The sequence below is a fragment of the Methylobacterium sp. C33D genome (genome assembly GCF_053345825.1).
Map to the genome: position 1 here is coordinate 1 of NZ_JBKFAV010000060.1, position 23546 is coordinate 23546.

The following is a 23546-nucleotide window of genomic DNA, read 5'->3' on the forward strand; positions in this document are numbered from 1 at the left end:
CGCGCAGGCTGCGGCCCAGGCGCGGCGCTGGCGCGAGGGCGCCCTGACCGCCGCGGCGTCCCGCACAGCGACGGCGGCGCAGCGGGCGGGCGAGGACGCGCGCTGCGCCGCGGAGGTGGCCGAGGGCGCCGCGCCCTTCGTGGCCGGGACCTGGGGAGAGGCCTGCGCGATCCTCGCGGCCGTCCTCGCCATCGGCCGGCAGGCGCCGGAGATCGCCCTCGTCGGCGCCCGTCAGCGCATGGACGCGGCGCGCGCCCGGATGCCCGCCTGATCAGGCCGCCGCGGGCGCGGCGTCGAGATCGAGGTCGATGGTGCCGCAATTCTCAAGGAACGTGCCGGTGAGGTGGTAGAAGAACGTCCCGTGGCCGACCACCGCGATGGTGGTCTCCGGCCGGGCCCGCAGCCAGTCGCGGAACGCCGCGACCCGTGCGTCGAACAGGGGGCGCGGCTCCACCGGAAAGCCGCCGACCTCGCAGCCCGGCTCCGCGTGCCACCAGACCTCGGGCAGGTGCCCGACATCGAGGTGCGGGAACTCCGCGGCGATCTCCGAGGCGGCCCGGCCGACGTCGCAGCTGCTCTCCTGGCACTCGCGGTGCAGCACCTCGACGAGCACCCGCGGCCGGCTCGGATGCTCGCCGAACAGGATCGCGGCGGTCTCGATGGCGCGGGTCAGGGGCGAGACCACCACGAGGTCGAAGGGGATCGGCCGGAGGTGCTCCCGCGCGGCCCGGGCCTGGGCCTGGCCGAGCTCGGTCAGGCGCGCGTCGGGCAGGCCGGGATCGCCGCGCCCGAGCTTGTGCGCGGCGTTGAAGGTCGACTGCCCGTGGCGGATGCAGACGATGCGGGTCTTGTCCGGCATGGATCTCGGAGACGTGTCGGGATGGGAGGGGCGCGCCGGCAGAGTCACGCGAAGCGGCCGCCGCGCTGGATGACCTCGATCTTGTAGCCGTCCGGGTCGGTGGCGAAGAAGAAGCGCGCGAGCACATCGTCCCCGTGCCGGAGAGTCTTGACGTCGGTGGCCGTGAAGCCCTCGCGCCGGTGACGGGCGTGCTCGGCCTCCACGTCGTCGACCACGAAGGCGATGTGCCCGTAGCCGTCGCCGAGGTCGTAGGGCTTGTCGCGGCCCTTGTTCACCGTGAGCTCCAGCTCGAACGGCGAGGCCGGATCCCGCATGTAGACGAGGGTGAAGTCCGGGAAGTCGAACCGGCCGGAGACTTCGAGGCCGAAGGCCCGGGCATAATAGTCGCGCGCGCGCTCCTCCTCGAGGACGCGGATCATGGCGTGGACGGGCTTGGACATGCGCTCGGGATTCCGTGGGCACGCGGCCGGCGTGCGCGCCTCCTATGTGGCGCCGCGCGCGGCCGCGGGAAGGCCGTCCTGCGCGGCTCCGGTGTCGCGCAGTGTACAGGCGCGGGCGGGGAGATCGGGAACCGTCTCGAGACAGCCGCGATCCTGTAATGACAGACGAACAGTTTCATTCGTCCATTTAACCGTTCCAGGAAATATATTCGGATCAGTAATTCACGCTCTGTATTTGAGTACGAACAATACTGCATCTGCAAATCAAATTTGACACCATAAGTTAATATTTTAACGCTTGACTCCACCAGTCCATTTGGATCATCATTGAATCATATAATAATCATGAAAACAATCTGGTCACAAATCCCTATATAGACTAAGCACAAGGGCATGAATACCGTGTTTCGGCTATCCAATATCGATCTTTTGCCAAAGATCGCGGCCGTCATCGCCCTGATGAGCGCGATCGTCGGCGGATGCATCTGGTACGCGCAGGCACGGATGACGACGATCGACGACGGCTACAGTCGGTTCATCGCCAACGAGGCGGCGGCCGTGGCAGACGCGCGCCGGCTGAACCGGCTTGTGATCGAGCTGAACTACTGGGTCTACCGGATCATCGCCGAGACAGATCAGAACCAGATGCGGGACGCCAACGCGGGTTTCGAGGCTGTCCGGCCCCGTTTGCAGGCGCTGTTCCCGGTCCTCCGGTCGCACGCGCCGACCTTCGCCGCGCGCATCGACGCGCAGACGGTGCGGATCGAGCGCTATCTCCGGGACGTGAGCGAGGTCCGCCGGCTCGGCACGATCAACCAGAACGAGCAAGCCATCGCGCTGGTCCACACGGCGATCGATCCGACCTTCTCGGACCTGCTGACCGAGGGCAACAGGATCGCCGACGACATCGCCGCCTACATGCGGGATGGGTCGGACGATCTCACCGGCGAGACCAACGCCACCCGCCGGACCCTGATCGCCGTCAGCGGTTTCGGGATGCTGGCGGGCCTGCTCGCGGCGGTGGTCATCGCCACCGTCGGGATCACGCGGCCCCTCGACCGGTTGGTCAAGGTCCTGCAGCGCATGGCGCAGGGCGAAGTCGACGCCGACATCGCGGAGGCGGCGCGACGGGACGAGATCGGCGCGGTCGGCCGTGCGGTGGAGGGGATCAAGGCGATGGTCGCCCGCAAGGCGGCGGAGGAGGCGGAAGTCCGGCGCATCGCCGACGCCGCGGCCCTCGCCGAGCGGCGGCGCACCATGCTGGACCTCGCCGACGGGTTCGAGCGGGCGGTCGGCGGCATCGTCGGGCTGGTCTCGTCCTCTGCGACGGAACTCCAGGCCACCGCGCAGGCGATGACGTCGAGCGCCACCGAGACGGCGAGCCAGTCCACCACCGTCGCGGCGGCCGCCGAGGAGGCCTCCGCCAACGTCCAGACCGTGGCGGCCGCCGCCGAGGAGCTCGGCACGTCGGTGCAGGAGATCGGCCGACAGGTCCTCGGCTCGGCCAACCTCGCGCAGACGGCGGTCGGCGAGGCGGACGAGACCCAGCACCTCGTGCAGGCCCTGAGCCAGGCGGCGACCCGCATCGGCGACATGGTCGGGATGATCTCGACCATCGCCGGGCAGACCAACCTGCTGGCGCTCAACGCCACGATCGAGGCGGCCCGCGCCGGCGATGCCGGGCGCGGCTTCGCGGTGGTCGCCGCAGAGGTCAAGGAACTCGCCGGGCAGACCGCCCGGGCGACCGAGGAGATCAGCCAGCAGATCGGGCAGATCCAGGACGTGACCGGGCAAGCCGTCACCGCCATCGGTGGGATCACGGCGCGCATCCGCGAGATCGACGCGGTCGCGACGACCATCGCGGCGGCGGTGGAGCAGCAGGGCGCGGCCACGCAGGAGATCGTCCGCAACGTGTCGCAGGCGGCGGCCGGGACCGACGAGGTCACCAGCAACATCACGGGCGTGGCCAAGGCCTCGGAGGAGACCGGCGCGGCGGCCGCCCAGGTGCTGGGCGCGGCCGGCGAGCTGTCGCGCCAGTCCGAGTATCTCGGCGCCGAAGTCTCGCGCTTCCTCGGGACGGTCCGGGCCGCGTGAGGCCGGCTCACGCCCCGATCCGCAGGACCTCCGTCCGGGTGCCGGCCTGCGCGAAGGCGTCCGGGTCGGCGCCGGTCATCCAGACCTGGCCCGGGAGCGCCTCCAGCGCCTCGAACAGGCCGGCCCGGCGGCGGGGATCGAGGTGGGCCGCCACCTCGTCGAGGAGGATCAGCGGGGCGATGCCGCTCATGGCCCGCACCAGCCGGGCGTGGGCGAGGACGAGCCCGATCAGAAGCGCCTTCTGCTCCCCCGTGGACGCCGTGCCGGCGGGGACATCCTTGGGACCGTGGCGGACCACGAGGTCGCTGCTCTGCGGCCCGATCAGGGTGCGGCCGGCGGCCCGGTCCCGATTGCGGCCGTTGCGGAGCGCCATCCGGTAGCGGTCCTCGGCCTCGATGGCCGGCCAGACCGCCACGAGATCGTCGAGGTCGCCCTCGAGGCGGATGGCCGCCCAGGGGAAGGGCTGCGCGTCGTCCCGGGTCTCGGCGATCAGACGGTCCAGGCGCTCGGCGGTCTCGCGCCGGGCGAGGGCCACGGCAACGCCAAGCTCCGCAACCTCCCGCTCGATGGCGTCGAGCCAGCGGTCGTCGTCGGGCCGCTCCTCCAGCAGGCGGTTGCGGGAGCGAAGGGCCCGCTCCATCGCGGAGACCCGGGCGCCGTGGGCGGCGTCGACCGCCAGCACGAGCCGGTCGAGGAACCGCCGCCGGTCACCGGCCGCCCCGCGGAACAGCCCGTCGAGGTCGGGGGTCAGCCAGACGACCCGCAGGAACTCGCTGAACGCCACCGGCGAGGCGGCGGTCGCGCCGTCGATCCGGCAGAGCCGGCTCGCCCGACCGTCCGGGCCCGGCGGCTCCAGCCCGGTGCCCAGCCGGTGCTCGGCGCCCTCGCGGTCGAGCGTGAGCGAGACCGCGAAGCCGCCCGGGCCGCCGCTGCGCGCCATGGCGGCGAATTCCGCCCGGCGCAGGCCGCGGCCCGGCACGAACAGCGAGAGCGCCTCGAGCAGGTTGGTCTTGCCCGCGCCGTTCTCCCCGACCAGCGCGACGAAGCGGGCCTCGGGCGTCAGCTCGAGGTCCGCGTGGTTGCGGAAATCGCGGGCGATCAGGCGGGTGACGCGCAGAGCGGCCCCGTCGGGCTCGACCCGCGGATCGGGGATGTCGCTCATCGGTGAACCGAGGGGTGAACCGAGTGATGAACCCAGGGGCCGAGACGCGCCGTGCTCAACCGTCCCTTGCTGTCTGACATCCTATCCAACCACCGCAACCCGAAGGGCCCGCGTCAGCGGGCCGCGCGGGCGGGCTCCCGAGACCGCGTCGCCGCGTGGAGCCCCCTCGCGAGGCCTCGGCTACGCCCCGGCACCTCGGGACGAGGGCGGGGCCGGGATCCGCGCGGCCGCCTCAAACCCGCATCGGCATCAGCACGTACAGCGCCGGCGCGCCCTCGCGATCCTGGATCAGGGTCGGCGAGCCGGGATCCGCGAGCTTGAACAGGGCGGTGTCGCCCTCGAGCTGCGCGGTGATGTCGAGGAGGTAGCGGGCGTTGAAGCCGATATCGAGGCCGGCCGCCTCGTAGTCGACGTCGAGCTCCTCGGTGGCGCTGCCCGAATCCGGGTTGTTCACCGAGAGCGCGAGGCGCCCCTCGGCCAGCCCGAGCTTCACCGCGCGCCCGCGCTCCGACGAGATCGTCGAGACCCGGTCGACCGCCTTCGCGAAGGCGTCGCGCTCGACGGTCAGCCGCTTGTCGTTGTTGGCCGGGATCACCCGCTGATAATCCGGGAAGGTGCCGTCGATCAGCTTGGAGATCAGCGTCAGGCCGCCGGCGAAGCGCAGGCGGATCTTCGCGGGCGACAGGTCGACCGCGACGGTCTCGCCGCCGTCGTCGAGGAGCTTCTGGATCTCTGAGACCGCCTTGCGGGGCACGATCACGCCCGGCATGCCGACGCTGCCCTGCGGGGCCGGGATCTCGACGCGGGCGAGCCGGTGGCCGTCGGTCGCCACAGCCCGCATCGCCGGGCCGTTCTCGGTCTCCAGCGTGTGCAGGTAGATGCCGTTCAGGTAGTAGCGGGTCTCCTCGGTGGAGATCGCGAACTGGGTCTTCTCGATCAGCCGCTTCAGGTCGGCGGCGGCGATCTCGAACCCGTGCGGCATCTCGCCGGCGGCGAGGTCCGGGAAGTCGCCCTCCGGCAGAGCGCCCAGGGCGAAGCGCGAGCGTCCGGACCGGATCGTCATCTGGCCGGACTCGCCGCCGGTCTCCAGGGAGACCTGCGCGCCGTCGGGGAGCTTGCGCACGATGTCGTAGATCACGTGCGCCGGCACGGTCGTGGCGCCCGCGTCCGCCACGTCCGCCGGCACGCTCTCGGTCACCTCGATGTCCAGATCCGTCGCGCGCAGCTGGAGTCCAGACCCTTCCGCGCGCAGGAGCACGTTCGACAGGATCGGGATCGTGTTGCGGCGCTCGACGACCCGGTGCACGTGGCCGAGCGACCTGAGCAGGGCCGCGCGCTCGACAGTGACTCTCATCGCAATACTCAAGTGGTAGGGACGGCGCCGCGGCCGGCGGCCGTCGCGGAATATGGCCGTTCAGCTTGGCGAAGGGGGAAGGGGAACGCAAGGCCGCCGTCGGTGCACCGCACAGCGACCTCCGCGTTGAGGTCAAATGCCCATGTCCGGAGCGGGCTATCGGCCCCGGGGCGGCCCGTGCGAAAGCGCCGCCACCGACTTGGATCCCTCCGTCCCGATCATGCTGCAGACCATCGACCCCGCGGGCAACACCGCAGACCCCTCGCAGGCCGCCCCGAGCGCCCCTCCGAGCGCTCGGCGTATCCTCGCCGCGAGCTTCGTCGGGACGGCGATCGAGTTCTTCGACTTCTACATCTACGCCACCGCCACCGCCCTGGTGATCGGTCCGGTCTTCTTCCCCGCCGGCGCGCCCGGCGTGCAGCAGCTCAGCGCCTTCGCGACCTTCGCCATCGCGTTCATCGCACGGCCCGTCGGCGCGGCCCTGTTCGGGCATTTCGGCGACCGGGTCGGCCGCAAGGCGACGCTGGTGGCGTCCCTGCTGATCATGGGCATCTCCACGGTGCTGATCGGCTGCCTGCCGACCTACGCGTCGGTCGGCTGGTGGGCGCCGGCGGCGCTGTGCCTCCTCCGCTGCGGGCAGGGGATCGGGTTCGGCGGCGAGTGGGGCGGCGCGGCCCTGCTGGCGGTCGAGAACGCGCCGCCGGGCCGCCGCGCGTGGTACGGCATCTTCCCGCAACTCGGGGCGCCGGTCGGCTTCATCCTGGCCAATCTCGGCTTCCTGGCCCTCAGCTTCGGCCTGACGCCTGAGAGCTTCCAGGCCTGGGGCTGGCGCCTGCCGTTCCTGGCCTCGGCGGCGCTCGTCGGCGTCGGGCTCTACGTGCGCCTCAAGCTCACCGAGACGCCGGCATTCAAGGCCGCGCTCAGCCAGGAGCGACCGGAGCGCGTGCCCTTCGCCACCATGCTGACCCGGCACGGACACGCCGTCCTCGTCGGCACCTTCGCGATGGTGGCGGTCTACGCGGTGTTCTACCTCTCCACCGTCTTCGCCCTGGGCTACGGCACCGGCACCCTCGGCTACAGCCGGCCGATCTTCCTGCTGTTCGAGTGCATCGCGGTCTGCTTCATGGCGCTCGGCACCGTCGCGTCGGGGGCCGCGGCCGACCGCTTCGGCCGCCGGCCGGTGCTGCTCTCCGGCATGGCCGTGACGTTCCTGCTGGGCTTCCTCATGGGGCCGATGCTGGGCCACGCCGCGGGCACCGGCACCTGGCCACCGGTGCTGGGCTTCCTCTGCCTCAGCCTGCTGACGATGGGCTGGGTGTTCGGGCCGATGGGCGCCGTCCTGCCGGAGCTGTTCCCGACGCGGGTGCGCTACACGGGCGCCTCGGTCACCTACAACCTCGCGGGGATCCTGGGGGCCTCGGGCGCGCCCTACATCGCGCAGCAGCTCGCGGCCTACGGCGGCATCGGCTTCGTCGGGTTCTACCTGGCCGGGGCCGCGATCCTCAGCTTCCTCGCCGTGCTGGCCATGCCGGAAACCGCCGGCCGCTGACGGGGCGGTCGGGCGCCGGCCTCAGCGGCCGGCACGATCCTGAGCCGCCGTGACGGTAGGCTCGAAGCGCCCGAGGAAGCGGGTCCGATCCCACAGCTCGATCGCGTCGCGCCCGACCATCGCCCGGGCGCGACGGCGCGCCTGCGTGTCGTCCGCGGCCGACAGGATCTCGGCCGCGCAGACACGACCGGCCCGGTCGAGCCTGAAGGCCCTGTAAGCGCGGCTCCGGTGAGCCGTACCAGCATCCAGCGCGAGCATTGCGTGATCCTCCGGGACCGAGCGTCCCGGAAGACGGTTAACCATCGGTTAACCGCAGCTGTCTCGACCGGGGACGCGGTCCGTCGCGCGCCCGCTCTGCTGCGGGCGCGCGGGTGCGTCAGCTCCGCTTGTCGAGCGGACGACCGAGGAGGCGGGCGAACTCGGCCTCGATCTCCTCCACCGAGAACGGGTTACCCGATCCCTTCGCGTCGGGCGGCGGCGCGTCGGGTGGTGGCGGGGCAGGCGGAGCCGGCGCGGTCGGAACGGGATCGGCCTTCGGCATCGCCGGCGGCGGCACGGGCTTGGCCGGGGGCGGTGGCGGAGGCGGTGGCGCGCCCTGCGGCTCGTCGACCGGCGCGGGGGCGGGCACCGGTTCGACCGGGACGCTCGCCATCGCGGCCGCCAGCGGATCGACGCCCTCGGGCACCGACGGGGCGGGCGCGGCCTGCGGCGGCGGCGTCACGGCCGAGGACGAGCGCGACAGGGCGGCCTGGAGCTGCCGGGCCATGTCGGACAGGACGACGGGGTCGACCGACTTGCGCTCGGAGGGCACCGCGAGGCTCGGGGCCTGCCGGGCGGGCTCCGGCTCGGCCGGGGCCGGCTCGGGCTTGCGCTCGGAGGCCGGGTTGGGACGGGGCTCGATCAGCGGCGGCGCGGTCCGGCTCAGGACCCGCCGCGGCGCGACGGGCTCGCGCGGCGACGGCGCGGGCAACTCCACCGCCGGCGGCGGCACCGCAGGCTCGGGCGCGGGCGGGGGCACCGGCGGGGCCGGAGGCTCGGGCGCGGGCGGCGGGGCCGGCGCGGCGCTCAGGGGTGCCGTGACGTCCTGACCCGGCTCGTCGCCGCCGAACAGGCCGGGATCGAGGGGCAGCGTCACCGGCGGGGCGGAGGCCGAGCGCGGCACCGGCGACGGCACCACCACCGGCATCGCGAAGCCCGGGTCGAACAGCGGCTCCGCGCGCCGCCCGCCGGATTCCGGCAGGACCCTGGGCGGCTCGGGCAGGCGGCCACCCTGCACGAGGGGGTCCGGGAGCGGCTCGTCCAGCGGCTCCGGCGCCAGCTCCGGCCGGAGCGCGGCTTCCGGCAGCGGCCGCTGACCGCGCTGGATGTTGCGCTCGACCACCACGTCGTTGGGACCGCCCACCAGCAGCAGGTGCTCGACATTGTCCCGGCGCAGCAGGATCAGCTGCCGGGCCCGGTCGAGCTCGTACACGTCGACGATCCCGAGCCGCGGCTGTCGCCCGCGGCTCCCGGATCGGCCCGGCAGGGCGAGGCTCCGGCCGGTGAGCCGGCGCACCGTGAACACGATCGCCGCGAGCGCCGTGAAGATGACGGCGAAGATCACGATATACTGGACGATGGGGGAGCCGTCAGAGCCGAACACGGATTGCAGCCATCGCAAGATTACGCACTCGCACGTTCCGACCGGCGCGGGTGCGCGCCGGCACGGACCGAATCCATACCACGCCGGAGGGGCGGCAAGGCAAACGACGTTAAGAGTTCGTTAACAGACCTTTTAATTGAGCGGCCGCAAGACAATAGCTCGGGACTGCGGCGCCGCCCCGGCCGGATCGGCATCCGGCTGTCCGCGGCCGCCGCACGCGACCGGCATCGGGCCGGGGGAGACAGAGCGGACACATCGGGCGCCCAGAAGCCGTCCCCCCGACCCGCGCCCGCGGGTTGCCGCAGGCTCCCGCGATGACGCGTCCCCTCCCGCTCTCCATCCTCGTCCTCCTGGCCGCCGGCGTCCCCGCCGCGGCGGCGCCGCGGCTTCCGACCTGGACCCCCTACGAGCGGAGCGCCGGGCCGGACGGGGCGCCGTCGCGCTGCCTCCAGCAGCGGCGCGGCACCGTTCAGGCCGGGACCGCGCGCTGGTACGTCTTCCAGCTGTTCAATGATTGCGGCCGGCCCGTCCGGGCCGTGTGCGACATCGCCTACACGCCGCTCTGCGATTACGGCCGGGACGTCACGGTCGCGGCGCATCTCGACTCGTCGGTCGAGCCCCACGGCGAGTCCCAGCCCTTCGGCCACGCCGCGCCGCCGGTCGACGGCGGCGTGCCGGGGTGCTTCTTCGCGCGCTGTACCGAGGAGCCCCAGCCCCCGGGGCGATCCGGCGCGGCTCGGCCCTGAGACCGGGCTTAACGCGCCGTTAACCATGCAGGCGGCAGATTTTGCCGAGCCCGCTCGTCCCGGCGCGGCCACGCCATCCGGAGGCGACCATGGCCCTCACCGATCTGCCCGTGCTGAGCATGCTGCGCACGCGGATGCAATGGGCCCAGGCGCGCCAGGGCGTGATCGCCGAGAACGTCGCCAACGCCGACATGCCGGGCTTCAAGCCCCGCGACCTCGTGGAGCCGCGCTTCGACCGCGCGACCGGCGCCCTCGCCACCACCGGCTCCAGCCTGACGCTCACCAGCGCCGGCCACATGGCCCCGCCCGGCCAGACGGTCGGGGCCGGTTCCAAGCGCGCCAAGGGCTTCGAGATCCGCCCCAGCGGCAACGGCGTCAACCTCGAGGACGAGATGATGAAGGCCGGCGAGAACCAGTCGGACTACCAGCTCGCCGCCTCGCTGTACCAGCACAGCCTGACCACCCTGAAGATCGCGATCGGCAAGAGCTGATGCGCGCGGGACGACGGTGGAGCGCTGACGGCCGCGATGTCGCGGCAGCGGGAGGGTCCTGAGCCATGGAATTCACCAAGTCGCTGGCGGTGGCGGCCGCGGGCCTCAAGGCCCAGTCGGGCCGGATGCGCATCATCGCCGAGAACATCGCCAACGCCGATTCCGCGCCGGCCTCCGCCGGGGCGCAGCCCTACCGGCGCAAGATCCCGACCTTCACCAGCCACCTCGACGACGAGACCGGTGCCAAGCTCGTCGAAGCCGGGCGCGTCAAGCGCGATCCGTCGGCCTTCCGGACCAAGTACGAGCCGGGCAACCCCGCGGCCAACGCCCAGGGCGTGGTGCAGATGCCCAACGTCAACGCGCTGATCGAGAACATGGACCTGCGCGAGGCCCAGCGCTCCTACGAGGCGAACCTCAACATGATCAGCTCCACCCGCAAGATGCTGGCGCAGACCCTCGGCATCCTGAAGTGAGCCCCGAAGCCCGCGGCAGGGCCGCATAGCAAGGACGCACGGCGATGGCTTCGAGCAATTTCGCGGCGGGTGCCTACGCGGCCGTCCAGGGCCTCGCCGGCGGCCGGCCCGCGCCCCGGGTGCAGCCGACGACCGGCACCGGCACCGACTTCATGCAGATGCTCGGGCAGACCCTGGACAGCGTCGGCGATGCCGGCCGCCGGGCCGATTCCCAGGCCGTCTCGGCGGCCGCCGGCAAGGCCAACGTCGTGGACGTGGTCACCGCGGTGGCCGAGAGCGAGACCGCACTGCAGACCATGGTGGCGGTGCGCGACCGCATGATCTCCGCCTACGAGGAGATCATGCGGATGCAGATCTGACCGGCCGACCGCTTCCCCGCCCACTCCCCCGCACAGATCGCACCCCCATGACCGGCCTCGCCATCCTCGACGTCGCCCGCGACGGCATCTTCGTGTTCCTCAAGGTGGCCGGCCCCCTGATGCTGGTCGCCCTGGCGGTCGGCCTCGCCGTCTCCCTGGTCCAGGCCCTGACGCAGATCCAGGAGCAGACCCTGATCTACGTGCCGAAGGTCGTGGCCGTGTTCGCCGCGCTGCTGCTGATGCTTCCCTTCATGGGCGACGCCATGGCCGGCTACATGACCCGCATCGCCGCCCGCATCGCGGCCGGCGGCTGATGCGCGCGCCGGCCGGGACAGGCGCGGCCGCCGCGTGCCATAGGGGCCGCGATGAACCTGCTCCTGCCCGGCATCGCCTCGGCCTACCTGATCACCTTCGCGCGCATCGGCACGCTGATCATGCTGATGCCGGGGATCGGCGAGCAGTCTGTGTCGCCGCGCCTGCGCCTCGCCTTCGCGCTGCTCACGGCGCTGGTGCTGTTCCCGACCGTGCGCCCGCTGCTCGGCGGCACCGAGGGCGTGGCCGGCCCGCGGCTGATCGGGCTCCTGTTCGGCGAGACGATCATCGGGCTGGTGCTCGGCCTCACGGTGCGCATGATCCTCGCCGCCCTTCAGACCGCCGGGGTGATCATCTCGGCGCAGGTCGGGCTGTCCTACGCCATGACGGTGGACCCGAGTCAGGGCGGCCAGCAGGTGGCGATCGGCAACTTCCTGTCGCTTCTCGGGATCACGCTGATCTTCGCCGCGGACCTGCACCACCTCGCCATCGAGGGCGTGGCCCGCAGCTACGTGGTGCTGCCGCCCGACGGCGTGCCGTCCTTCTCGGACGCGCTGATGCTGGCGACGAAGGCGCTCGCCAGGGGCTTCACCCTGGCGGTGCAGATCTCCGGCCCGTTCATCGCCTTCGGGATCCTGTTCAACCTGGGGCTCGGCGTGCTGTCGCGGCTGATGCCCCAGATGCAGGTGTTCTTCCTGGCGGTCCCGGCCTCGGTGCTGATCGGCATGCTGCTGCTGATGGGCTGCCTCGGCGTCATGATGGGCGTCTTCCTGGACGACCTGGGCCGGTATCTCGGGGATTACGTCGGTCGCTGAGCGGCCGGACCGCCCGCGACCCGACGATGTCCCCGCTCTGAGCCCGACGCGCGATGGCCGACGATACCGACGACGAGGACAAGACCGAGGAGCCGTCCCAACGGCGGCTCGACCAGGCGATCGAGCGCGGCGACGTCGCGACCAGCACCGAGATCAACACGTTCGCGATGCTGGCCGCGTTCACCCTGGCGTTGCTGGTCGCGGCCCCGACCATCGCCACGAACCTCCTGCACGGGCTCAGGGCCTACCTCGCCAACGCCCATACCCTGCCGGACGACGCCACGGCCATGAAGGCGGCCATGACGCGCGGCCTGTGGCTGTGGCTCCAGGCTGTGGCGGTGCCGGTGGGACTGGCCGTCGTGGCCGGGCTGGCCGCGGGGCTCCTGCAGCACCCGCTGGTCTTCTCCGCCGAGACGCTGATGCCGAAATTCTCGCGCCTCTCGCCGATGGCCGGCGTGAAGCGGCTCCTCGGCGTCGAGGCCCTGTTCCAGTTCGGCAAGGGGCTGGCCAAGATCGCCGCCGTGGGCGTGGTCGGCGCGGTGATGCTGTGGAACGACCGCGACCGGCTCGAGGTGTTCGCCCGCCTGGACCCGGCCGCCTCTATGCCGGCGATCCTGTCCCTCAGCCTGAAGTTGCTCGCCGGCATGCTGTGCATGCACCTCGCGATCACCCTCGGCGACGCGCTCTACGCGCGGTTCCGCTGGCGCAAGCGCCACCGGATGTCGAAGGAGGAGCTCAAGCAGGAGATGAAGGAGTCGGAGGGCAATCCCGAGGTCAAGGGGCGCCTGAAGCAGCTCCGGATGGCCCGGGTGAAGAAGCGCATGATGGCCGCGGTCCCCACCGCCACCGTCGTGGTGACCAACCCGACCCACTACGCGGTGGCGCTGCGCTACGAGACCGGCATGGCCGCCCCGGTCTGCGTCGCCAAGGGCGTCGACGCGCTCGCGCTGCGCATCCGCGCGGTCGCGGCCGAGCACGGCGTCGCGGTGATCGAGAACCCGCCGCTCGCCCGGGCGCTCCACGCCACCGTGGAGATCGACCGGGAGATCCCGGCCGAGCATTACCGGGCCGTGGCGGAGGTCATCGGGTTCGTGCTGCGCCTGCGGAGGCGGGCGGCGTAGGCCCCCGCGCCCGCTCGCCGCAGAGCCTTTCCGCCGGGCCCTCTCGCCGAACAGCCGGGCCAGCGAAAGCCACGCTTCCTCCACCTTTTTTCGCGAGCCTGTGTCAAGGCTTGGCGCGACGAGACTGATGCCGCGCCCCGCATGTCCTGATATGGCCGGCGGACTAACCGGGTGACTGTTCTGGAATGAAGCCGATGGCCGACGTCACTGGACCTCCGGCGCCCGCCGCGGGCCCGCAGAATCCGGGTCCCCCGGTCGCGCAGACCTCCGCCCTGCTGGGAACGGGCTCGATCGACCGCTCGGAGCAGCCGGGCCGGGTCGGGCTGCTGCTCGTGCTCGCCGGCCTGCTGGTCGGCGCGGCCATCGGCCTGTCCTTCGTGGCCAACGAGCAGGCCCAGTCGCTGATCGTCTGGCTGCTGGCCCTGCTGGCCATGGCGGGCGTGTTCTTCCTGTTCGCCCTCGCCATCGGGGCGCTCCAGCTCAGCGGCAGCGCCGCCCGGGACGACATCACCAAGGGCATCGTCGACGCCTCGCCGGACGGCCAGCTGGTCGTCGAGGACGGCGGCCGGCTGATCTACGCCAACGAGGCCTATCTCCGGATCGCCAGCGGCGACACCTTCTCCAACCTCGTGCCTGTGGAGCGCATCCTCGTCGGCTCCCCCGAGGTCTCCGAGGCGGTCTACCGCCTGTCGCAGGCCTCGCGCGACGCCCGCGCCCACACCGAGGAAGTGCGGATGTCGCCGCCCCTCGGCCCCACGGCCGGCGAGCGCGGCTTCGGCTGGTACCGGGTCTCGGTGCGGCCCCTCGCGCGCCCGCGCCGGGCGGCCTCCCTCTGGACAGTGGCCGACATCACCGCCGAGCGCGAGCGGCAGGAGAACGTCTTCCAGGAACTCCAGCACGCGATCGACTATCTCGACCACGCCCCGGCGGGCTTCCTGTCGATCGATCCGGCGGGCGCCATCGTCTACATGAACGCGACCCTGGCGGCCTGGCTCGGCTACGACCTCGCCAGCGTCGGACCCGGCGGCCCGCACCTCACCGAGATCGCCCCGGAGGCGGATGTCCTCGTGCGCACCGCGGGCCTGCCGGGCGAGGTCCGGACCGATCGCTTCGACCTCGACCTGCGCCGCCGCAACGGCCACACGCTCCCGGTCCGGCTCTACCACCGGGTCGCCTTCGGCAAGGACGGCAAGCCCGGCTCGTCGCGGACCTTCGTGATCAACCGCTCCGCCGGGGCCGAGACCGACGAGCCGCAGCGCGCCGCCGAGGTCCGGCTCGCCCGCTTCCTGAACAACTCGCCGATCGCGATCGCGACCCTCGACAGCGGCGGCCGGATCGCCCGCGCCAACGCCTCGTTCACCCGCCTGTTCGGCACGGTCCCGCGGCAGTCCGACGACGGCGCCCCGGACGGGGAGGGCGTGCCCCGGGTCGAGCCCAACGTCTCCGACTCGGTGGCCGACCGGACCGCCCTGGAGGCCGGGCTCGCCCGCGCGGCGAGCGGACGTACCGATCCGGAGCCGATCGAGGTCCAGCTGAACGGGCCCGGCGGCCGCTCGGCCCGGGTCTGGCTGAGCCCGGCCGACGGCGGCGATCCCGGCCAGCAGACCGACGAGGCCGAGCGGGTGATCCTCTACGCCCTCGACACGACGGCGCAGCGGCAACTGGAGCAGCAGGTCGCCCAGGCTCAGAAGATGAACGCGGTCGGCCAGCTCGCCGGCGGCATCGCCCACGACTTCAACAACGTCCTCCAGGCGATCATCGGCTACTCGGACCTGCTGCTCGCGAGCCACCGGCCGACCGACCCGGCCTTCCAGGACATCATGCAGATCAAGCAGAACGCCAACCGGGCGGCGGGCCTCGTCCGCCAGCTCCTGGCGTTCTCACGGCGGCAGACGCTCCGTCCGGAGGTCATGAATGTCGGGGAGGCGCTCTCCGAGCTGACCCTCCTCCTCAAGCGGCTGCTCGGCGAGCGCGTCGCCCTGGAGCTGAAGCACGGCCGCGAGGTCTGGCCCGTCAAGGCCGACGTCAACCAGTTCGAGCAGGTGATCGTCAATCTCGCGGTCAACGCCCGCGACGCCATGCCGGAGGGGGGCAAGCTGACGATCCGCACCGAGAACGTCTCGGATCCGGGGGCGGCCGCCGGGACGGAGGGACGCGGCGGGGCGCCCGCGGGCGACCACGTGCTGATCGAGGTGCGCGACACCGGCCAGGGCATCCCGCCCGAGCTGATGGAGAAGATCTTCGAGCCGTTCTTCACCACCAAGGAGATCGGCAAGGGCACGGGCCTCGGGCTCTCGACGGTTTTCGGCATCGTCAAGCAGTCCGGCGGCACCATCGACGTGCAGTCGAAGGTCGGGGAGGGCACGGCCTTCCGCATCTACCTGCCGCGCCACGTGCCCGTGGCGGAGCCCGAGGAGGTGCCGGCCGCGGAGCCGGCCCTGCCGCGCGCGGAGCCGCTCGCACCGGCCGCCGCTCCGGCGAGCGCCAAGTCGGCCGCCGAGCCGGCCGTCGAGCCGGCCGCCAAGTCGGCAGCGGGCGGCGACACCGCCGCGCCGCGGGGCGAGGCGCCGCCCGCTGCGGCCGCCAAGCCGGCCGCGCGCAAGCCCGCCGCCGACCACACGGGGCAGGGCACCATCCTGCTCGTCGAGGACGAGGATCCGGTGCGGGCGGTCAACAGCCGGGCGCTCTCGGCCCGCGGCTACACGGTGCTGGAGGCGGCCTCCGGCCTGGAGGCCCTGGCGATCGTCCGCGAGGGCGCGCAGACCATCGACCTCGTCGTCTCCGACGTGGTCATGCCCGAGATGGACGGCCCGACCCTCCTGCGGGAAGTGCGCAAGCACCAGCCCGACCTGAAGGTGATCTTCGTCTCCGGCTACGCCGAGGACGCGTTCCGCAAGAACCTGCCCGAGGGCGAGACCTTCAACTTCCTGCCCAAACCCTTCAGCCTGAAGCAGCTGGTCGAGACCGTGAAGAAGACGATGGCGGATTGACGGTCCGCCCCGACGCGTCCGCCCTCCGCCCCTGAAAGCGAAGCGGCCCCGGAGAGACTCCGGGGCCGCCGATCTTCGCCGATGGTCCGTTCCGCCGCGCGCCGATCCCGGTGCGCGGCGACGCGGCCTTAAGCCTCGCCCTCGTCGAGATCGTCCGCCGTCGGGGCGGCGTTCTCCAGGATCTTCTCGGCGACCAAGCCGGAATTCTGCCGGATCGAGCCCTCGATCTCGGCCGCGATCTTCGGGTTGTCGCGCAGGAAGCCCTTCGAGTTCTCGCGGCCCTGGCCGAGGCGCTGGCTGTTGTACGAGAACCAGGCGCCGGACTTCTCGACGATCCCGGCCTTCACACCGAGGTCGATCAGCTCGCCGACCTTCGACACGCCCTCGCCGAACATGATGTCGAACTCGACCTGCTTGAAGGGCGGCGCGACCTTGTTCTTCACCACCTTGACGCGGACCTGGTTGCCGATCGCCTCGTCGCGGTCCTTGAGGGTCGAGATCCGGCGGATGTCGAGGCGCACCGAGGCGTAGAACTTGAGCGCGTTGCCGCCCGTGGTCGTCTCGGGGCTGCCGTACATGACGCCGATCTTCATCCGGATCTGGTTGATGAAGATGACCATGCAGTTCGAGCGCGAGATCGAGCCGGTCAGCTTGCGCAGGGCCTGGCTCATCAGGCGGGCCTGGAGGCCGGGCTGGCTCTCGCCCATCTCGCCCTCGATCTCGGCCCGCGGCGTCAGCGCGGCCACCGAATCGACCACCAGCACGTCGATGGCGCCGGAGCGCACGAGCGTGTCGGTGATCTCGAGCGCCTGCTCGCCGGTGTCGGGCTGGGAGATCAGCAGGTCGTCGAGGTTCACGCCGAGCTTGCGGGCGTAGACCGGATCGAGGGCGTGCTCGGCGTCCACGAACGCGCAGACGCCGCCCTTCTTCTGGGCCTCCGCGATCGTGTGGAGCGCCAGCGTCGTCTTGCCGGACGATTCGGGACCGTAGATCTCGATCACCCGGCCGCGCGGCAGCCCACCGACGCCCAGCGCGATGTCGAGGCCCAGCGAGCCGGTGGAGATGGTCTCGACCTCCTGGACCTTGTCGCTCTTGCCGAGCCGCATGATCGAGCCCTTGCCGAAGGCGCGCTCGATCTGAGACAGGGCGGCGTCGATCGCCTTGGACTTGTCCTTGTCCACCGGGGGCATGTCGACCACTTTCAATGCGGGCTGGGCCATCTGGCGGGCTCCTTATGAAGGGGTTGGACGCAGTTCACAACGCGCGTCGCCACCGCCTCCATGTACCCGTTTTGTTCTCGTCGAGCAAGGCCGGAACGCCGTTTTGCTGCGCGCAGATCGCGAAATCCCGGCTCGAGACCCGGATACCGCGCGACATCAATTCAAGCCGGTAATCGGCCGCGAAGCCCCGTACGGACGCCCACACCGCGCGCCGGACGGGACGATGGCCGGCCGCGATGGCGACGCCTCCCGCGGCCCGGCAGCGGGCCCGGCCCGCCAGCGACCGGGATCCGCCTGCCGGACAGGTGGCCGAAAACGACGACGCCCGGCACGAATCCGGCTCTCGCGAGTCGAATTGCGTCCGGGCGTTCGTCGTACCGGTCACCGGGCGCTCCCGGGATGGCCACCCCGTGGGGCACCATCCCGCGACGCCGCGGGCCGGGATCTGGCGGTTGCGAGGACCGCAGCCGCCGGGATCCCGCGATCAGGCGGCCTCGCCAGCCTCGGCCTGGGCGGTCTCGCCCTCGACCAGCTTCCAGGTCTTGGTCTTGGAGAACGGACGGCACTCCTCGATGAACACCGTCTGGCCGACCTTGGCGACGTTGCCCTCGTCGTGCGCGTGGTAGTTCTTCGACCGCCGGACGGTCTTCTTCATCACCGGGTGGGTGAAGCGGCGCTCCACCTTCACCACGATGGTCTTCTCACCCTTGTCGCTGACGACGGTGCCCTGCAGGATGCGCTTCGGCATGGTTGTCTCCTAAAACCCGCCTCAGCCCTTGGCCTGCTGCAGCGTCTTGGAACGCTGCAGAGTCCGGACACGGGCGATGTCGCGACGGACCTCGCGGACGCGGGCGACGTTCTCGAGCTGGCCGGTGGCCCCCTGGAAGCGCAGGTTGAACTGCTCCTTCTTGAGGTTGATCAGCTCGTCATTCAGCTGATCCGGCGACAGCGCCTTCAGATCAGACAGTCTCTGGGTCGACTTCACGATATCCTCCGTTCAGTCGGCGATGCGCTGGACGACCCGCGTGCGGATCGGAAGCTTCGCGGCGCCGAGGCGGAGCGCCTCCTTGGCGATGTTCTCGGCAACGCCGTCGACCTCGAACATGATCCGGCCGGGATGGACCCGGGCCGCCCAATAGTCCGGGGCGCCCTTACCGGAGCCCATGCGGACCTCGGTCGGCTTCGACGAGACCGGGACGTCCGGGAACACCCGGATCCAGACACGGCCCTGGCGCTTCATCTCGCGGGTGATCGCGCGGCGGGCCGCCTCGATCTGGCGGGCGGTGACGCGCTCGGGCTCCACCGCCTTCAGGCCGAACTGGCCGAAGTTCAGCTCGAAGCCGCCCTTGGCCGCCCCGTGGATGCGGCCCTTGAACTGCTTGCGGAAGCGGGTCTTTTTCGGTTGCAGCATGGCTTCCTACCTTACGCGTGCTCGCGCTCGCGGCGTCCGCGCTCGCGGCCGCCCTCGCCATCGCGCTCACGGCGTCCGCCGGAGCGGCCGCCCTCTTCCTGGGCCTTCTTGTCCTGGGCCATCGGATCGTGCTCGAGGATCTCGCCCTTGAACACCCACACCTTGATGCCGCAGGTGCCGTAGGTCGTGAACGCCGTGGCGGTGCCGTAATCCACGTCGGCGCGCAGCGTGTGCAGCGGGACGCGGCCCTCGCGGTACCATTCCTGGCGGGCGATCTCGGCGCCGCCGAGACGGCCCGAGCAGTTGATCCGGATGCCCTCGGCGCCCAGACGCATGGCCGACTGGACGGCCCGCTTCATGGCGCGCCGGAAGGCGACGCGGCGCTCGAGCTGCTGGGCGATCGAGTCGGCCACCAGGGTGGCGTCGATCTCGGGCTTGCGCACCTCGACGATGTTGATCGTGACGTCGGCCTTGGTCATCGTGCCGACGAGCTTGCGCAGCTTCTCGATGTCCGCGCCCTTCTTGCCGATCACCACGCCCGGACGGCCCGAGTGGATGGTGACGCGGCACTTCCGGTGCGGGCGCTCGATGACGATCTTGGAGACCGCCGCCTGCTTGAGCTGCTTCATGAGGGCGGCGCGGATCGCGACGTCCTCGTGCATGAGCTTCGCGTAGTCGCCCTTGTTGGCGAACCAGCGGGAATCCCAGGTCCGGTTGATGCCGAGCCGGAGACCGATCGGGTTGACTTTCTGACCCATCAGATCCTCCTCAAGCCGCTTCGGCTTGGCGGACTTCGCGAACCACGATGGTGAGGTTCGAGAAGGGCTTCAGGATGCGCGCGCCGCGGCCGCGGGCGCGGGCGTGGAAACGCTTGAGAACCAGCGCCTTGCCCACGAAGGCCTGGGAGACGACGAGGTCGTCCACGTCCAGGTCGTGGTTGTTCTCGGCGTTGGCGATGGCGCTCTCGAGGCACTTCTTGACCTCGGTCGAGATGCGCTTGCGGGAGAACTGGAGCTCGGCGAGGGCCGTGTCGACCTTCTTGCCGCGGATCATCTGCGCCACGAGGTTGAGCTTCTGCGGGCTGACGCGCAGCATGCGCGCGACGGCCTTCGCCTCGTTCTCGGGGAGCGCGCGGGGGGTGGCTTGCTTGCCCATCTCAGCGCCTCTTCGCCTTCTTGTCGGCCGCGTGGCCCGGGAAGGTGCGGGTCGGCGAGAACTCGCCGAACTTGTGCCCGACCATCTCCTCGGTGACGTAGACCGGGATGTGCTTCTGCCCGTTGTGCACACCGAAGGTGAGCCCGACGAACTGCGGGAGGATCGTGGAGCGGCGGCTCCAGATCTTGATGACCTCGGAGCGCGAGGAGCCCCGCGCCGCCTCGGCCTTCTTGAAGAGGTAGCCGTCGACGAACGGCCCCTTCCAGAGAGAGCGTGCCATAGCGATTACTTCTTGCGGTTGTGGCGGCTGGACAGGATGAACACGTCGGTCCGCTTGTTGGACCGGGTCTTCTTCCCCTTGGTGGGCACGCCCCAGGGCGTGACCGGGTTGCGGCCGCCCGAGGTGCGACCCTCGCCGCCGCCGTGCGGATGGTCGACCGGGTTCATCGCCACGCCGCGGTTGTGCGGGCGCTTGCCGAGCCAACGGTTGCGCCCGGCCTTGCCGAGCGAGATGTTCATGTGGTCCGGGTTCGAGACCGCGCCGACGCTGGCGAAGCACTGACCGTGGACCAGGCGCTGCTCGCCCGAATTCAGGCGGAGCGTCACGTAGCCCTGGTCGCGGCCGACGATCTGCGCGTAGTTGCCGGCCGAGCGGGCGATCGCGCCGCCCTTGCCGATCTTCAGCTCGACGTTGTGGACGATCGTGCCCACCGGCATCGAGCCGACCGGACCGGCATTGCCCGGCTTGATGTCGACGTTCTCGCCGGCCACCACCTTGTCGCCCGGTTGCAGGCGCTGCGGGGCCAGGATGTAGCTCTGCTTCCCGTCGGGGAAGTTGATCAGCGCGATGAACGCCGTCCGGTTCGGATCGTACTCGATCCGCTCCACCGTGGCGGCGACGCCGAGCTGCTCGCGGCGCTTGAAGTCGACGTTGCGCAGCACGCGCTTGTGGCCGCCGCCGCGGAAGCGGACGGTGATGCGGCCGAGATTGTTGCGGCCGCCGGAGGACGACTTGCCCTCCGTCAGCGCCTTCACCGGCTTGCCCTTGTAGAGCTCACGGCGGTCGACGAGCACGAGCTGGCGCAGGCTCGGCGTGACCGGTTTGAATGTCTTCAAGGCCATCGGCTTGGATCCCTAAAACCCGTCCTCAGAGCCCGGTCGTGACGTCGATCGTGTGGCCCTCGGCCAGGGTCACGATCGCCTTCTTCACGTCGGAGCGCTGTCCGCGGAGGCCGCGGAAAATCTTCTTCTTTCCCTTGGTGACAAGGGTGTTCACGGCCGTGACCTTGACGTCGAACAGCTTCTCCACGGCCTCCTTGATCTGAGGCTTGGTCGCCTTGGGGGCGACCCGGAACACGACCTTGTTCTGCTCGGTCAGGTTCGTCGCCTTCTCGGTGATCACCGGGGAGACGACGATGTCGTAGTGGCGCGGATCGGCACTCATTTGAAACGCTCCTCCAGCGCGTCGACGGCGGCCTTCGTCAGGACGAGCGTGTCGCGGCGCAGGATGTCGTAGACGTTGATGCCCTGCACGGGCAGCACGTCGATCTGCGGGATGGCGCGGGCGGCCCGGCCGAAATTCACGTCGACCTCGGCACCGCCGATGATCAGCGCGTTCGAGAGGCCCATCTTGCCGAAGCGCTCGACGAGACCCTTGGTCTTGTGATCCTCGATCTTGATGTCGTCGACGACGATCAAGGTCGAGGCCTTGGCCTTGGCCGACAGCGCGTGGCGCAGGGCCAGCGCACGGACCTTCTTGGGCAGGTCGTGGCTGTGGTCGCGCGGCACGGGGCCGAAGGCGCGCCCGCCGCCGCGGAACTGCGGTGCGGAGGCGGCGCCGTGGCGGGCGTTGCCGGTGCCCTTCTGCTTGTAGAGCTTCTTGCGGGTCCGGTTCACGTCCGAGCGGTTCTGCACGGCGTGGGTGCCGGCGCGCCGCTTGGCGAGCTGCCAGCGGACCATGCGCTGCAGCAGGTCGGCGCGGGGCTCCAGGCCGAAGATCTCTTCGTTCAGCTCGACCGAGCCGGCACCGGCACCGTCGAGGGTCTTGATATCGAGCTTCATCACGCGGTCTCCTCAGCCGCAGGGGCCTCGGTCGCCGGGGCGGAGGCGCCGTTCTCGCGGAACTTGCCCGGCAGCGGAACGTCGGCGGGGAGCTTGCGCTTCACCGCGTCGCGGATCTGGATCCAGCCGCCGGCGACGCCCGGCACCGCGCCCTCGACCAGGATCAGGCCGCGCTCGGGATCGGTGCGCACGACGCGCAGGTTCTGGGTGGTGACCCGCTCGACGCCGAGGTGGCCCGGCATCTTCTTGTTCTTGAAGGTCTTGCCCGGGTCCTGACGGCCGCCGGTCGAGCCGATCGAGCGGTGCGAGATCGACACGCCGTGGGTGGCGCGCAGGCCGCCGAAGTTCCAGCGCTTGATACCGCCGGCGAAGCCCTTACCGGTCGTGGTGCCGGTGACATCCACGAACTGGCCGGGGATGAAGTGGTCCGCGGTGATCTCGGCGCCGACCGGGATCAGCGCGTCCTCGGACACGCGGAACTCGGCGAGCTTCTTCTTCGGCTCGACCTTGGCGACCGCGAAGCGGCCCCGCTCGGCGGCCGAGACGTTCTTGACCTTGGCCTTGCCGACGCCGACCTGCAGCGCGACGTAGCCGTTCTTCTCGACGGTGCGGTGGGCAACCACCTGGCACTGATCGATCTTGAGCACGGTGACGGGGACATGCTCCCCCGCGTCCGTGAAGACGCGGGTCATGCCGACCTTCTGTGCGATGACGCCTGAGCGCATAGGTTCTCTCCCTCGCGCGATGAAACGGTAAGCTCTAAGTCCTCAGCGGACTCAGAGCTTGATCTCCACGTCCACGCCGGCGGCGAGGTCGAGCTTCATCAGCGCGTCCACGGTCTGGGGCGTCGGATCGACGATATCGAGCACCCGCTTGTGCGTGCGCATCTCGAACTGCTCGCGCGACTTCTTGTCGATGTGGGGCGAGCGGTTCACGGTGAACTTGGCGATGTGCGTCGGGAGCGGGATCGGGCCGCGGATGGTCGCGCCCGTACGCTTGGCCGTGGAGACGATCTCCTTGGTCGACGCATCGAGGATGCGGTGATCGAACGCCTTGAGGCGAATGCGGATGTTCTGACCGTTCATGATCCTGGAACCTTGAGAGGGACGGCGGGGTACGCGGGGCGCTCACCCCGCCGCGCCCTGCTAAGGATGCTTGCTCGAGCTCAGTCGTTGATGGCGGCGACGACGCCGGCGCCGACGGTGCGGCCGCCCTCGCGGATGGCGAAGCGCAGCTTCTCCTCCATGGCCACCGGCACGATCAGCGCCACGTCCATGGTCACGTTGTCGCCC

At 70.9% G+C, this 23546-nt stretch carries 30 protein-coding genes and 1 pseudogene; 11 read left to right on the top strand and 20 right to left on the bottom strand.

Features of this window, described 5'->3' with window-relative positions:
* Positions 1 to 271: pseudogene (locus ACLBXO_RS29545) on the top strand (hypothetical protein); the annotation flags it as partial.
* On the opposite strand, the gene ACLBXO_RS29550 reads toward ACLBXO_RS29545, so the two are convergent.
* Both ACLBXO_RS29550 and ACLBXO_RS29555 read right to left on the bottom strand, forming a co-directional pair.
* Positions 272 to 859, bottom strand: coding sequence for a histidine phosphatase family protein (locus tag ACLBXO_RS29550; RefSeq protein WP_447687630.1), 588 nt, complete (start codon positions 857 to 859; stop codon positions 272 to 274).
* 44 nt (positions 860 to 903) lie between these two features.
* Positions 904 to 1299, bottom strand: coding sequence for a VOC family protein (locus ACLBXO_RS29555; RefSeq protein WP_447687631.1), 396 nt, complete (start codon positions 1297 to 1299; stop codon positions 904 to 906).
* A gap of 459 nt (positions 1300 to 1758) precedes the next feature.
* On the opposite strand from ACLBXO_RS29555, the gene ACLBXO_RS29560 reads away from it, so the two are divergent.
* Complete coding sequence (locus ACLBXO_RS29560; RefSeq protein ID WP_447687632.1) at positions 1759 to 3393, top strand: methyl-accepting chemotaxis protein; 1635 nt, start codon at positions 1759 to 1761, stop codon at positions 3391 to 3393.
* A gap of 7 nt (positions 3394 to 3400) precedes the next feature.
* On the opposite strand, the gene recF is transcribed toward ACLBXO_RS29560, so the two are convergent.
* A complete protein-coding gene (recF, locus tag ACLBXO_RS29565; protein ID WP_447687633.1) occupies positions 3401 to 4555 on the bottom strand; it encodes a DNA replication/repair protein RecF in 1155 nt (384 codons plus the stop codon).
* 232 nt (positions 4556 to 4787) lie between these two features.
* The gene (dnaN, locus tag ACLBXO_RS29570; RefSeq protein ID WP_447687634.1) at positions 4788 to 5909 is read right to left on the bottom strand and encodes a DNA polymerase III subunit beta; all 1122 of its coding nucleotides are present in this window, start codon (positions 5907 to 5909) and stop codon (positions 4788 to 4790) included.
* A gap of 220 nt (positions 5910 to 6129) precedes the next feature.
* Here dnaN and ACLBXO_RS29575 point away from each other — a divergent pair, with 220 nt between their 5' ends.
* Positions 6130 to 7458 (top strand): MFS transporter, encoded by a 1329-nt coding sequence (locus tag ACLBXO_RS29575; RefSeq protein ID WP_447687635.1) that lies wholly within the window; start codon positions 6130 to 6132, stop codon positions 7456 to 7458.
* 21 nt (positions 7459 to 7479) lie between these two features.
* On the opposite strand, the gene ACLBXO_RS29580 is transcribed toward ACLBXO_RS29575, so the two are convergent.
* Both ACLBXO_RS29580 and ACLBXO_RS29585 read right to left on the bottom strand, forming a co-directional pair.
* Positions 7480 to 7716: a hypothetical protein gene (locus ACLBXO_RS29580; RefSeq protein WP_447687636.1), complete on the bottom strand. Its 237-nt coding sequence runs from the start codon at positions 7714 to 7716 to the stop codon at positions 7480 to 7482.
* 118 nt (positions 7717 to 7834) lie between these two features.
* Positions 7835 to 9100: a hypothetical protein gene (locus tag ACLBXO_RS29585; protein WP_447687637.1), complete on the bottom strand. Its 1266-nt coding sequence runs from the start codon at positions 9098 to 9100 to the stop codon at positions 7835 to 7837.
* A 314-nt stretch (positions 9101 to 9414) separates the two neighbouring features.
* Between ACLBXO_RS29585 and ACLBXO_RS29590 the strand changes: the two genes are divergently transcribed.
* From ACLBXO_RS29590 to ACLBXO_RS29625, 8 genes are all read left to right on the top strand, one after another.
* The gene (locus ACLBXO_RS29590) at positions 9415 to 9846 is read left to right on the top strand and encodes a hypothetical protein (protein WP_447687638.1); all 432 of its coding nucleotides are present in this window, start codon (positions 9415 to 9417) and stop codon (positions 9844 to 9846) included.
* An 89-nt stretch (positions 9847 to 9935) separates the two neighbouring features.
* Positions 9936 to 10337, top strand: a complete 402-nt coding sequence (flgB, locus tag ACLBXO_RS29595) for a flagellar basal body rod protein FlgB (RefSeq protein WP_447687639.1) — start codon at positions 9936 to 9938, stop codon at positions 10335 to 10337.
* A 65-nt stretch (positions 10338 to 10402) separates the two neighbouring features.
* A complete protein-coding gene (flgC, locus tag ACLBXO_RS29600) occupies positions 10403 to 10810 on the top strand; it encodes a flagellar basal body rod protein FlgC (protein WP_331318508.1) in 408 nt (135 codons plus the stop codon).
* Between the two features lie 44 nt (positions 10811 to 10854).
* Positions 10855 to 11169, top strand: coding sequence for a flagellar hook-basal body complex protein FliE (gene fliE, locus ACLBXO_RS29605; RefSeq protein WP_012319201.1), 315 nt, complete (start codon positions 10855 to 10857; stop codon positions 11167 to 11169).
* Between the two features lie 47 nt (positions 11170 to 11216).
* On the top strand, positions 11217 to 11483 hold the full coding sequence (fliQ, locus tag ACLBXO_RS29610) for a flagellar biosynthesis protein FliQ (RefSeq protein WP_273563973.1): 267 nt from the start codon (positions 11217 to 11219) through the stop codon (positions 11481 to 11483).
* Positions 11484 to 11534: 51 nt separating this feature from the next.
* Complete coding sequence (gene fliR / locus ACLBXO_RS29615) at positions 11535 to 12296, top strand: flagellar biosynthetic protein FliR (protein WP_331318512.1); 762 nt, start codon at positions 11535 to 11537, stop codon at positions 12294 to 12296.
* A gap of 53 nt (positions 12297 to 12349) precedes the next feature.
* Positions 12350 to 13417 carry a flagellar biosynthesis protein FlhB gene (flhB, locus tag ACLBXO_RS29620; RefSeq protein ID WP_447687640.1) on the top strand — a complete coding sequence of 356 codons (1068 nt, stop codon included), beginning with the start codon at positions 12350 to 12352 and terminating at the stop codon, positions 13415 to 13417.
* A gap of 194 nt (positions 13418 to 13611) precedes the next feature.
* Positions 13612 to 16407, top strand: a complete 2796-nt coding sequence (locus tag ACLBXO_RS29625) for an ATP-binding protein (protein WP_447687641.1) — start codon at positions 13612 to 13614, stop codon at positions 16405 to 16407.
* Between the two features lie 128 nt (positions 16408 to 16535).
* On the opposite strand, the gene recA is transcribed toward ACLBXO_RS29625, so the two are convergent.
* From recA to ACLBXO_RS29695, 14 genes are all read right to left on the bottom strand, one after another.
* Positions 16536 to 17597 (bottom strand): recombinase RecA, encoded by a 1062-nt coding sequence (recA, locus tag ACLBXO_RS29630; protein ID WP_447687643.1) that lies wholly within the window; start codon positions 17595 to 17597, stop codon positions 16536 to 16538.
* A gap of 64 nt (positions 17598 to 17661) precedes the next feature.
* Positions 17662 to 18012 (bottom strand): hypothetical protein, encoded by a 351-nt coding sequence (locus ACLBXO_RS29635; protein WP_447687642.1) that lies wholly within the window; start codon positions 18010 to 18012, stop codon positions 17662 to 17664.
* Between the two features lie 99 nt (positions 18013 to 18111).
* Complete coding sequence (gene rpsQ, locus ACLBXO_RS29640) at positions 18112 to 18375, bottom strand: 30S ribosomal protein S17 (protein ID WP_331318519.1); 264 nt, start codon at positions 18373 to 18375, stop codon at positions 18112 to 18114.
* A gap of 21 nt (positions 18376 to 18396) precedes the next feature.
* Positions 18397 to 18612, bottom strand: a complete 216-nt coding sequence (gene rpmC, locus ACLBXO_RS29645; RefSeq protein ID WP_020094255.1) for a 50S ribosomal protein L29 — start codon at positions 18610 to 18612, stop codon at positions 18397 to 18399.
* A 12-nt stretch (positions 18613 to 18624) separates the two neighbouring features.
* Positions 18625 to 19038, bottom strand: a complete 414-nt coding sequence (gene rplP, locus ACLBXO_RS29650) for a 50S ribosomal protein L16 (RefSeq protein ID WP_012319193.1) — start codon at positions 19036 to 19038, stop codon at positions 18625 to 18627.
* An 11-nt stretch (positions 19039 to 19049) separates the two neighbouring features.
* Positions 19050 to 19796, bottom strand: coding sequence for a 30S ribosomal protein S3 (gene rpsC / locus ACLBXO_RS29655; protein ID WP_012319192.1), 747 nt, complete (start codon positions 19794 to 19796; stop codon positions 19050 to 19052).
* 10 nt (positions 19797 to 19806) lie between these two features.
* Positions 19807 to 20193, bottom strand: a complete 387-nt coding sequence (gene rplV, locus ACLBXO_RS29660) for a 50S ribosomal protein L22 (RefSeq protein ID WP_012319191.1) — start codon at positions 20191 to 20193, stop codon at positions 19807 to 19809.
* Position 20194: 1 nt separating this feature from the next.
* Complete coding sequence (gene rpsS, locus ACLBXO_RS29665) at positions 20195 to 20473, bottom strand: 30S ribosomal protein S19 (RefSeq protein WP_012319190.1); 279 nt, start codon at positions 20471 to 20473, stop codon at positions 20195 to 20197.
* 5 nt (positions 20474 to 20478) lie between these two features.
* Complete coding sequence (gene rplB / locus ACLBXO_RS29670; RefSeq protein ID WP_091783717.1) at positions 20479 to 21315, bottom strand: 50S ribosomal protein L2; 837 nt, start codon at positions 21313 to 21315, stop codon at positions 20479 to 20481.
* A gap of 25 nt (positions 21316 to 21340) precedes the next feature.
* Positions 21341 to 21637, bottom strand: coding sequence for a 50S ribosomal protein L23 (locus tag ACLBXO_RS29675; RefSeq protein ID WP_012319188.1), 297 nt, complete (start codon positions 21635 to 21637; stop codon positions 21341 to 21343).
* Positions 21634 to 22254 carry a 50S ribosomal protein L4 gene (rplD, locus tag ACLBXO_RS29680; RefSeq protein ID WP_043351248.1) on the bottom strand — a complete coding sequence of 207 codons (621 nt, stop codon included), beginning with the start codon at positions 22252 to 22254 and terminating at the stop codon, positions 21634 to 21636. Before rplD ends, ACLBXO_RS29675 begins: the two co-directional genes overlap by 4 nt.
* Positions 22254 to 22979, bottom strand: coding sequence for a 50S ribosomal protein L3 (gene rplC, locus ACLBXO_RS29685; protein ID WP_020094259.1), 726 nt, complete (start codon positions 22977 to 22979; stop codon positions 22254 to 22256). The genes rplD and rplC overlap by 1 nt, the downstream gene beginning before the upstream one ends.
* Positions 22980 to 23030: 51 nt before the next feature.
* On the bottom strand, positions 23031 to 23339 hold the full coding sequence (gene rpsJ, locus ACLBXO_RS29690) for a 30S ribosomal protein S10 (protein ID WP_007569268.1): 309 nt from the start codon (positions 23337 to 23339) through the stop codon (positions 23031 to 23033).
* Between the two features lie 80 nt (positions 23340 to 23419).
* Positions 23420 to 23546 (bottom strand): EF-Tu C-terminal domain-related protein (locus ACLBXO_RS29695; RefSeq protein ID WP_447686628.1); only part of this gene is annotated, 127 nt, incomplete at its 5' end.